8 protein-coding genes and 1 pseudogene are annotated in these 9678 nt (G+C 69.2%); 6 read left to right on the forward strand and 3 right to left on the reverse strand.

All coding sequences use genetic code 11. The features are described 5' to 3' along the window. Nucleotides 1-2 precede the first annotated feature (2 nt). From NQU54_RS04605 to NQU54_RS04615, 3 genes and pseudogenes are all read right to left on the reverse strand, one after another. Nucleotides 3-707, reverse strand: coding sequence for an ABC transporter substrate-binding protein (locus NQU54_RS04605; protein WP_308408468.1), 705 nt, complete (start codon nt 705-707; stop codon nt 3-5). Beyond that, nucleotides 656-1000 (reverse strand): annotated as a pseudogene (locus NQU54_RS49960) (helix-turn-helix domain-containing protein); the annotation flags it as partial. The pseudogene NQU54_RS49960 and the gene NQU54_RS04605, both read right to left, overlap by 52 nt. A 16-nt stretch (nt 1001-1016) precedes the next feature. Next, complete coding sequence (locus NQU54_RS04615; RefSeq protein WP_257629883.1) at nt 1017-1964, reverse strand: methionyl-tRNA formyltransferase; 948 nt, start codon at nt 1962-1964, stop codon at nt 1017-1019. 276 nt (nt 1965-2240) lie between these two features. Between NQU54_RS04615 and NQU54_RS04620 the strand changes: the two genes are divergently transcribed. The 6 genes from NQU54_RS04620 (at nt 2241) to NQU54_RS04645 (ending at nt 9622) form a co-directional block, all read left to right on the forward strand. Continuing rightward, entirely contained in the window at nt 2241-3596 is a 1356-nt protein-coding gene (locus NQU54_RS04620; RefSeq protein ID WP_257629884.1) for a lysine N(6)-hydroxylase/L-ornithine N(5)-oxygenase family protein, read from the forward strand. A 79-nt stretch (nt 3597-3675) separates the two neighbouring features. After that, entirely contained in the window at nt 3676-4734 is a 1059-nt protein-coding gene (locus NQU54_RS04625) for a FecCD family ABC transporter permease (RefSeq protein ID WP_257629885.1), read from the forward strand. Further along, nucleotides 4731-5792 carry a FecCD family ABC transporter permease gene (locus NQU54_RS04630; RefSeq protein ID WP_257629886.1) on the forward strand — a complete coding sequence of 354 codons (1062 nt, stop codon included), beginning with the start codon at nt 4731-4733 and terminating at the stop codon, nt 5790-5792. The genes NQU54_RS04625 and NQU54_RS04630 overlap by 4 nt, the downstream gene beginning before the upstream one ends. A 38-nt stretch (nt 5793-5830) precedes the next feature. Continuing rightward, entirely contained in the window at nt 5831-6670 is an 840-nt protein-coding gene (locus NQU54_RS04635; protein ID WP_069868472.1) for an ABC transporter ATP-binding protein, read from the forward strand. Between the two features lie 111 nt (nt 6671-6781). Next, nucleotides 6782-7831 carry an iron-siderophore ABC transporter substrate-binding protein gene (locus tag NQU54_RS04640; RefSeq protein WP_257629887.1) on the forward strand — a complete coding sequence of 350 codons (1050 nt, stop codon included), beginning with the start codon at nt 6782-6784 and terminating at the stop codon, nt 7829-7831. A 3-nt stretch (nt 7832-7834) separates the two neighbouring features. Then, nucleotides 7835-9622, forward strand: coding sequence for an ABC transporter ATP-binding protein (locus NQU54_RS04645; RefSeq protein ID WP_257629888.1), 1788 nt, complete (start codon nt 7835-7837; stop codon nt 9620-9622). The last annotated feature ends 56 nt before the right edge of the window (nt 9623-9678 follow it).

Raw genomic sequence — 9678 nt, forward strand, 5'->3', positions numbered from 1 at the left:
GTTCAGGGGCGCGGGAACGCCGGCACCGTCGACTTCCCGCTCTTCGGCAGGAAGGTGACCGGTGCGCCCTTGGTCGTCGAGCGGGTGGTGATGTAGGTGTAGTTCATCGCCTCCATATGGGTCTGGCCGGAGGTCAGGAACTGCATCATCGTGGTGTGGCCCTTGGCCACCTTGGAGTTGGCGACGATCTTCTTCCAGAGCTGGTCTATTTCCGCCCGGGACTTGCCGTGCTCCAGCCAGTAGTGGGTGACGTTCTCGTACCAGTCGCTGTCGCTGACCTCCAGAGTGATGCGCCCCTTGTACTTGGGGTCGGCGAGCTCCTCCCAGCTCGTCGGTTCCTCACCGGGCTTGATGAGGCGGGTGTTCCAGGCCGGGTGGAAGATGTTGAGGCGGGTGGCGGTCCAGGTGGCGAACTTGCCGGTCTTCTCCACCTTGTCGAGGGCGGAGCCGTCGTACTTGGCGAGCAGCTTGTTGTCGGAGAGCGCCACCATTTCGCGGAAGTTGGTCTCCACCGCGTCCGCGCCCGCCCTGCGGGCCTGCGACTCCTGAAGGGTGCGCTGGAGGACCGTCTCGGAGTTACCGCGGAAGACGGTGACATGGATGCCGGTGTCTCTCTCGAACGGGCCCGGGGGAGGAAGGCCGCACCGGCCGCGGTGAGCCTGCTGCCCTGGGTGGTGCGTTCCAGCAGGCGCACCCCCGGTGCGTATTCCAGTCGCTGGATCTGGCGGCTCAGGAAGGGCTGGGCGACGTGCAGCGCCGCCGCTGCCCGGGCGAATCTGACCTGCTGCGCAGTTGGGTCAGCGACACCATCGCCGGTTACGAGCCGGATTTCGTCCGGCACCCGCTGGCACAAACGTGGCAGATGCCGCCGTCGATGCTGAGTGAACGTGGCCGCGATCTTTCCGTCGCCGCCACTCGGCCGGGTTTGGTTCCCGTCGCCACTGAGGATTTCCGCTTTCCCGGGAGCGAGGTCCCCGGCGGGGCCGACATGGTCGGTCACGCCGGGGATCGGCGTTTCACGGATGGCTGGTCAGGTAGCCGCCCATCGAGGTGAAGTACTCCGTCGCGGCCCACTCCCGGCCGTCCTCGGTCCGTACGCGTGTGATGGCCAGGCCGTGGTTGCGGCCGGTGCGCGCGTCGGCTCCGGCGACGATGACCACGCCGTCGCCCTCGCGGTAGAAGATGCGTCCGGGAGTGCCGCCGTAGCGGCCCTCGGACACCACCGCGGCGAGGATCTCGAGACGCTTGCCCTTGTGGAAGGTGAAGGCGCTGGGGTACGGCTCGGACTGGGCGCGGACCAGGCGCTGGAGGTCCTCCGTGGGCCAGGTCCAGTCGATGCGGCTGTCCTCGATGGACCGCTTGTGGAAGAAGCTGGCCCGGGACCGGTCCTGCTTGGTGAACTCCGTCTGCCCGGCGGCGATGAGGTCGAGCGCGCCGATGGTGACCGGGGCGATGAGGTCGACGGTCTTGTGGAAGAGATCGGTGGCGGTGTCCGTGGGCCCGACCGGAACCGCCTCCTGCCGCACGATGTCGCCGGCGTCGAGTTCGTCGTTCATCATGTGCGCGGTGACGCCCACTTCGGACTCGCCGTTGATCAGTGCCCAGATCAGCGGGGAGAAGCCGGCGTACTTCGGCAGCAGCGCGTCATGGACGTTCAGCGTGCCGTGGCGCGGGAGGCCGAAGATGCGCGGCGGGATCCAGGTCCGCCAGTTGTTGGCCACGATGATGTCCGGGTCCGCCTCCTTGAGGCGCTCGAACAGTTCGTCGTCATCGGGACGGTTGCGGAGCAGCACCGGGACGCCGTGCTCCTCGGCCAGGTCGGCGACCGAGTCGCTCCAGATCTTCTCGTACGCGTGATCGCTCTTGGGGTGTGTCACGACCAGTACCACGTCGTGTTCGGAGTCCAGGAGGGCTTGCAGGGTGCGGTGCCCCCAGGTCTGGTAACCGAACATGACGACCCGCATGGGGTTCCTCCTCGAGGCAGGGAATGGCCGTGGTCAGTAAAGCAAGGCTTACCTAAGTGGTCAACGGGGTGTCCGTGGACAGCCGTTGGTGGCCGTGTGCTTCCGGCTGTTCGCTCCCGGCCATCGGTTCGACTCTGGACAGTCGGATGACATGAGCTTAGCCTTACCTAAGTTTTGGGCCGTGGCTCTTCGACGTGCCCGACTTCCGTACTTCCTGATGCTCGACCCTGGGCCGGCCGTCCCGCATGGCGGCCGCCCCCGCACGATGGGAGTGACATGGCACAGGCTCGTCCTGGCGACGCCCCTTTGATCCACGACCTCATTGGCATCGGCTTCGGGCCGTCCAACGTGGCCATGGCGATCGCACTCAGCGAGCACAACGCAGGCGTCGGGAGGGAGGAAGCGGTCACCGCTCACTTCTTCGAGCAACAGCCGCGCTTCGGCTGGCACCGAGGCATGCTCATCGACGACGCGACCATGCAGGTGTCCTTCCTCAAGGACCTGGTGACGCTCCGGAATCCCGCCAGCGAGTACAGCTTCCTGTGCTACCTCCAGAGCAGGGGACGGCTGATCGACTTCATCAATCACAAGAACCTCTTCCCGCTGCGGGTGGAGTTCCACGACTACTTCGAGTGGGCCGCCGGCAAGGTCGACGACATGGTCTCCTACGGTCATGAGGTCGTCGGCGTGATGCCCGTCCTGCGCGACGGCGCCGTGGAGTATCTGGACGTGACGGTTCGCTCGGGGGAGGGGCTCGCCGTCCACCGGGCGCGCAACCTCGTCATCGGCACCGGTCTGCGTCCCCTGATGCCGGAGGGCGTGGAGCGCGGCGACCGCGTCTGGCACAACTCCGAACTGATGGTGAAGGTCGATGAGCTGGAGTCCACATCGCCCTCCCGGTTCATCGTCGTGGGAGCCGGACAGAGCGCCGCGGAGAACGTCGCCTACCTGCACCGCCGCTTTCCCCGGGCCGAGGTCTGCGCGGTCTTCTCCCGCTACGGCTACAGCCCCGCCGACGACAGCAGCTTCGCCAACCGGATCTTCGACCCCGGGGCCGTCGACGAGTTCTTCACCGCACCGGAGAACGTCAAGCGCCGGCTGATGGACTACCACGGCAACACCAACTACTCCGTGGTGGACATCGACCTGATCGACGACCTGTACCGGCAGATGTACCAGGAGAAGGTCCTCGGCGCCGAACGCCTGCGCTTCCTCAACGTGTCGCGGCTCGTGGACGTCAAGGAGACCCCGGACAAGGTCCGGGCCACCGTCTCGTCCCTCGTCACCGGCGAGGAGACCCCCCTGGACGCGGACGTCGTGGTCTTCGCCACCGGCTACAGCCCCGCCGACCCCGTCGGCGTGCTCGGTGAGGTCGCGGACCGCTGCCTCCGCGACGAGGACGGCCGCGTCCGCGTCGAGCGCGACTACCGCATCGCGACCGGCACCGATCTGCGCTGCGGCATCTATCTGCAAGGCGGCACGGAGCACACGCACGGCATCACATCGTCCCTGCTGTCCAACACCGCCATCAGGGTCGGCGAGATCCTGGACTCGCTCCTCGGCCGGGGCCTCGCGCCCGCTTCCGGCGAGGCCCGGACGGTCGCCGACGGAACCGGCAGCACCGCCCGCTGATCCGCCCGACCGGTTCAGCCACACACCGCCGCACACCGCCGCGCCCCCGCCCGGAAGCAAAGGGATAACGTACGTCGACATGGGCACGATCGAAGTCGAGCGCCCCGCGCCCAGGGGCCCAACACAGGCCCGTCACAGGCGAGTTGTGGGTCTGGGCACGCTTGTGGTGATCCTCGTGATCACGGGGGCGGTGTCGTTGGCCGTCGGCGCGCGGGCGTTGAGCCCCGCCGAGGTGTGGCACGGGCTGTTCGGGGGACCGGACGCCGACCAGCGGCTCACCGAGATCAGGCTCATCGTGCGGACCGTGCGGGTACCCCGGACGGTGCTCGCGATCGTGGCGGGCATCGCCCTGGGGGTCGGCGGAGCGCTGATCCAGGGATACACGCGCAACCCGATCGCCGACACGGGCCTGCTGGGCGTGAACTCCGGTGCCTCGTTCGCGGTGGTGACGGTGATCGCCGTGTTCGGGCTCGCCAACCCGTTCCAGTACGTCTGGTTCGCCTTCCTGGGGGCGGCGGTCGCCGGTGTCGTCGTGTTCGGGCTGGCCAGCATCGGCCGGGGGGCGGGCAATCCGTTGACGCTCGCACTGGCCGGACAGGGGATCACGGTGTTCCTCGCGGCGATGACCACGGCCGTCTCGCTGTCGGACAAGGCGGCGCTGAACGCGCTGCGGTTCTGGAACGCGGGCTCACCGGCCGGTGTCGGATTCGATGTCATCTGGCCGGTGTCCGCGTTCATCGCGGCCGGGCTGGTGCTGGCACTGATCACGCTGCCCGCGCTCAATCTGCTCAACCTGGGTGACGATGTGGCGCGGGCGCTCGGGGTGAACATCGCACTGAGCCGGACCATCGGCATCGCCGCCATCACCCTGCTGGCCGGAGCGGCGACGGCGGCGTGCGGCCCCATCGCCTTCCTCGGGCTCATGGTGGCGCATGTGGCCCGCTACCTGACCGGGCCGGACTACCGCTGGCTGGTGCCGTACGCGGGGCTGCTCGGCGCCATCGTCCTGCTGCTCTGCGACATCGTGGGACGCCTGGTGGTGCGGCCGGGCGAGTTGGACGCGGGTGTCCTCGTCGCCCTCCTCGGCGCCCCCTTCTTCGCGGTTCTGGTGTGGCGCGGAAAGTTCAAGAGCGTATGAACGGGACCGAGGTGAAACCATCAGTGGCGCCGGGCGTCCGGCTCGGCCATGTGTCGTTCGTCTGGCGGCCCTGGGTCGCGCTGATCACGCTGCTGCTGGTGGCGGCGACCTTCCTGGTGTTCTGCCTGTCCATCGGCGTCGGGGACTTCCCCATCGGACTGCCCCGGGTGGCGGCCACGATCTTCGGCCGGGGCGAGCGGGTCGACGAGTTCGTGATCATGGACCTGCGGATGCCGCGCGCCCTGGCCGGGCTCGTCGTGGGCGTCGCGCTGGGGGTGTCCGGGGCGATCACGCAGTCCATCGCGCGCAATCCGCTGGCCAGCCCGGACATCCTGGGGATCACCGGGGGCGCCGGCGCGGTCGCGGTGTTCCTGGTGACGGTGTCGGGCGGGGCGGCCACGGCGGTCGTCGACGCCGTGGGGCTGTCCGCGGCGGCACTCGCGGGCGGTCTCGGTACGGGTCTGCTGGTGTACTTCCTGGCGTGGCGGCGCGGGCTGGACGGCTTCCGGCTCATCCTCATCGGCATCTCGGTGAGCGCCGTGATGGAGGCGATCACGACCTGGCTGCTGGCCTCGGCCGACATCAGGGATGTGGCCAGGGCCCAGGCATGGCTGATCGGCTCGCTGGACGACCGGTCATGGGAGGAGGTCCGGGTGGCGCTGTGGTGCTCGCTCGTCCTGCTGGCCGTCGTGACATGTGTCGCGTTCCAGTTCAAGCCGATGCAGCTCGGCGACGATGTCGCCGCGGGCCTGGGGGTCCGGTACACGATGGTGCGGGCGGTCCTGCTGCTCTGCGCGGTGCTGCTGGCCGGTGTGGCGGTGAGCGCGGCCGGCCCGGTGCCGTTCGTCGCGCTGGTGGCGCCGCAGGTGGCGATGCGCATGGCGAGGTGCCCGACGCCGCCGATGGTCGCCTCGGGGATGGTGGGCGCGTTGCTGCTCATCGGCGCGGACCTGGTGGCGCGCACGGCACTGCCGGTCGACCTCCCGGTCGGCGTGGTCACCGCCGCGATCGGCGGCCCGTTCCTTGTCTATCTGCTGGTGCGGGCGAACCGCGGGTAGCTGGTAAGAAGTCGGATGAGCCTGAATAAGGGGGCCTTGTGGTCGCTCAGTCCATCACCGGGACCGAGTGCGCGGTCGATGACACCTCACGGCTGGCAGCCAGGGGTATCGCGGTCGGGTACGGCGCCCGGACCGTCATCGACGATCTCGACGTCGCGATCCCGCCAGGGGTGGTCACCACGATCATCGGCCCCAACGGCTGCGGGAAGTCGACCCTGTTGCGCACCCTGTCACGGCTGCTCAGACCGGTCAGGGGAACGGTGCTGCTGGACGGCGACGACATCGTCAAGCTCAGGACCAGGGACGTGGCGAAGAAGCTCGGTCTGCTGCCGCAGTCGCCGGTCGCCCCGGAGGGGCTGACCGTGTCCGACCTGGTGGCCAGGGGCCGCCATCCGCACCAGAGCTGGCTGCGCCAGTGGTCGTCGGACGATGCCGCCGTCGTGGCGCGCGCGCTGGCCATGACCGGGGTGTCCGACCTGGCCGACCGCCCGGTGGACTCACTCTCCGGCGGGCAGCGTCAGCGCGTCTGGATCTCGATGACGCTGGCTCAGGGCACCGATCTGCTGCTGCTTGACGAGCCGACGACCTATCTGGACCTGGCGCATGCGATCGATGTGCTCGACCTGGTGGACGATCTGCACGAGTCGGGGTGCACCGTGGTCATGGTGCTGCACGACCTCAATCTGGCCACGCGCTACAGCGACAACCTCATCGTGATGAAACAGGGCGCGATCCTGGCGCAGGGACACCCTCGGGAGGTGATCACCGCCGAGTTGCTGCACGAGGCGTTCGGGCTGCGCGCCATGGTGATCGACGACCCGGTGGGGGACCGGCCGCTCATCGTGCCGATCGGCCGTACTCACGTCCAACTCGGCTAGATCCTGCTCAGGTTATGTAGGTTAGGCTAGGCTTACCTCACCTGGTCACGGTAAGGTTTGCCTGCCCTAAGACAGGGCCGAGTGGACAGCGCGAAAGCAAGGGGATCCCGGATGCTCCTCCACGACACGACGCGTAGAAAGCCCTGGCGGCGGTTGGCGGCGATATTGTCCGCCGCGGCCCTCGGTGTCGGCCTTCTCGCGGGATGCGGTTCCGACTCGGAGGACAAGGGGAGTGAGACCACCTCGGGCGGCGCCGGCGGCTCGTTCCCGGTCACCGTGGAGCACGCGTTCGGATCCACGACGATCAGCAAGGCCCCCCAGCGGGTCGTCTCCGTCGGCTACACGGACGACCAGACCATCCTGGCGTTCGGCATCAAGCCCGTCGGCATGGTCGACCAGTATCCGAACCCGGCGGGCCGGACCCCCGACATCAACACCCAGTGGCCCTGGGTGAAGGACAAGTGGGGCGGCACCAGGCCCGAGGTCATCATGAAGAACGGCGACTCCGGCCCCAACTACGAGAAGATCGCCGCCCTGCGCCCGGATCTGATCGTCGCGGTCTACTCCGAGATCGACAAGCCCGCCTACGACAAGCTCTCCAAGATCGCCCCGACGGTGGCCCGTACCAAGAAGGAGAAGGAGCCCTTCAGCGCGCCCTGGCAGGACAACGCGCTCCACATCGCCAAGGCACTCGGCAAGGCGAAGGAGGGCGAGAAGAAGGTGGCGGACATCCAGGGCAAGCTCGCCGCGGCCGGGAAGGCGCACCCGAAGTTCGCCGACCGGACCGCCGTGGTGCTGTCCTGGTACGAGAACTCCGTGGCGCCGTTCACCTCCACCGATGTGCGCGGGCGGCTGGTGACGGGCATCGGCTTCACCTACCGGACCGCGATCGACAAGATCGCGGGTGGCAACTTCTACACCAAACTCTCGCCCGAGCGCGTCGACCTGGTCGACGTCGACCGCGTCTTCGTCATTAACGACAAGGCGGACACCCAGGCGCTGAAGAAGTTCAAGCTCTTCGCCAACCTGGACGCCGTGAAGAAGGGGAACGTGTCGTACCTGCCGGACAGCGAGGGCCCGGCGGTCGGCGCGGCCATCTCCCAGGGCACGCTGCTGTCGATGCCGTACGCGATCGACGAGCTCGTCAAGTCGGCCGAGTAGGACGTGAGCGCCACCGATACGCGCGTCGCCCCGGCAACTCTGCGCACGGCGACCGGACATGAGGCCACCCGCTGGGTCGCGGCACACTGCCGCGGTGTGCCATGGCTGACGGCCGCCACCGTCCTCACCACGGTGGCCGGGGCGGCGCTCCAGGTGCTGCCGGTGCTGCTGCTGGGCCGGGTGGTCGACGGAGTGGTTCAGGGCGAATCGCAGTCGGTGCTGGTCGTGATCGGTGCCCTGATGGCGGCCGCCGCGCTGCTCGGAGCGGCGGCCGCCGCGGTGTCGACCTATCTGATCGGGCGACTGGGCGCGGATCTGCTGGCGCGGTTGCGCGAAGGCGCCGTCCGGGCGGTGCTCGGGATGCCGAGCGCACGGATCGAGCAGGTCGGCCGGGGAGATGTGCTGTCCCGGGTCGGCGATGACGTGGCCGTCATCTCCAAGGGCATCCGCACGGCCATCCCCACGGTGTTCTCGGCGGGAGTGCTGGTCGCCATCGCCACGGTCGGCATGTTCGGACTGGACTGGCGGCTCGGGCTGGCGGGCGCCGCCGCGCTGCCCGCGTACGCGCTGGCCCTGCGCTGGTACCTCCCCCGGTCCGCACCGCTCTACCGGAAGCAGCGGGTGGCCCAGGCCGACCGGGCGCAGGCGCTGATCAGCGGCCTGAACGGGATCGACACGGTCCGGGCGTACCGCCTCGAGGACGCCTTCCGGGAGAAGGTCACCCGTGAGTCCTGGCGGGTGCGCGATCTCGGTATCGAGGTGTTCCGGTTCTTCGGCCGGTTCGTCGGGCGGGAGAACCGCGCCGAGTTCATCGGACTGGTCCTGATCCTGGTGGTGGGCTACGCCCTGTTGGAGACCGGCGCCGCCAGCCTGGGCGAGGTGTCGGCCGCCCCACTGCTGTTCCACCGGCTGTTCACCCCGCTGGGCCTCATCATGTTCACCTTCGACGAGGCGCAGAAGTCGGGCGCGAGCCTGACCCGGCTGGTCGGAGTGGTGGCCGAGGACGCCGAGAACCGGCTGGTGGGCGACCCGGCCGTGGCGCCGGCGGACGCCGCGCCCCTGCCGGTGACGGTGGAGGGCCTGACGTATCGCTACCCGGGCGCCGAGGAGCCGGTCCTGCGGGAGGTCGGTCTCACGATCCCGGCCGGAGGCTCGCTCGCGCTGGTGGGCGCCACGGGCGCGGGCAAGACGACCCTGGCCGCGCTGATCGCGGGCATCGGGACCCCGCAGTCCGGAACGGTGCGCATCGGGCCGACCGACCTCGCCGGTCTGGACGAGGCCGGGGCGCGGGCCCTGGTGAGCATCCTGACGCAGGAGACCCATGTGTTCTCCGGTCCGCTCGCCGACGACCTGCGGCTCGCCGCGCCGGGGGCGTCCGACGCCGAGTTGCTGGGCGCGTTGCGCACGGTCGGCGCCGACGGATGGGTCGAGGCGCTGCCCGACGGGCTGAACACCCCGGTCGGGGAGGGGGGTGAGCGCCTGGACGTCACCAAGGTCGCCCAGCTCGCCCTGGCCCGGCTGGTGCTGAGCCGGTCGCCGGTCGTGGTGCTGGACGAGTCGACGGCGGAGGCGGGCAGCGAAGGCGCCGCCGAGCTGGAGCGGGCCGTGCTGGCCGCGTGCTCGGGCCGGACCACGCTGTTCGTGGCGCACCGGCTGACCCAGGCGGTGGCGGCCGACCGGATCGCCGTACTGGACGCCGGACGTGTCGTGGAGCAGGGGACCCATGAGGCGCTGGTGGCTCAGGGCGGCCGGTACGCGCGACTGTGGCGGGCCTGGCGAGAGATCGGTTAGGTAATCCTAAGTTAGGTTGGGCTAACTTTCGTGCCGTGGAAGGGACGCTGAGTCTT

It is taken from the genome of Streptomyces malaysiensis subsp. samsunensis (assembly GCF_024519315.1).
In the GTDB taxonomy this organism is placed as follows: Bacteria; Actinomycetota; Actinomycetes; order Streptomycetales; family Streptomycetaceae; genus Streptomyces; species Streptomyces malaysiensis.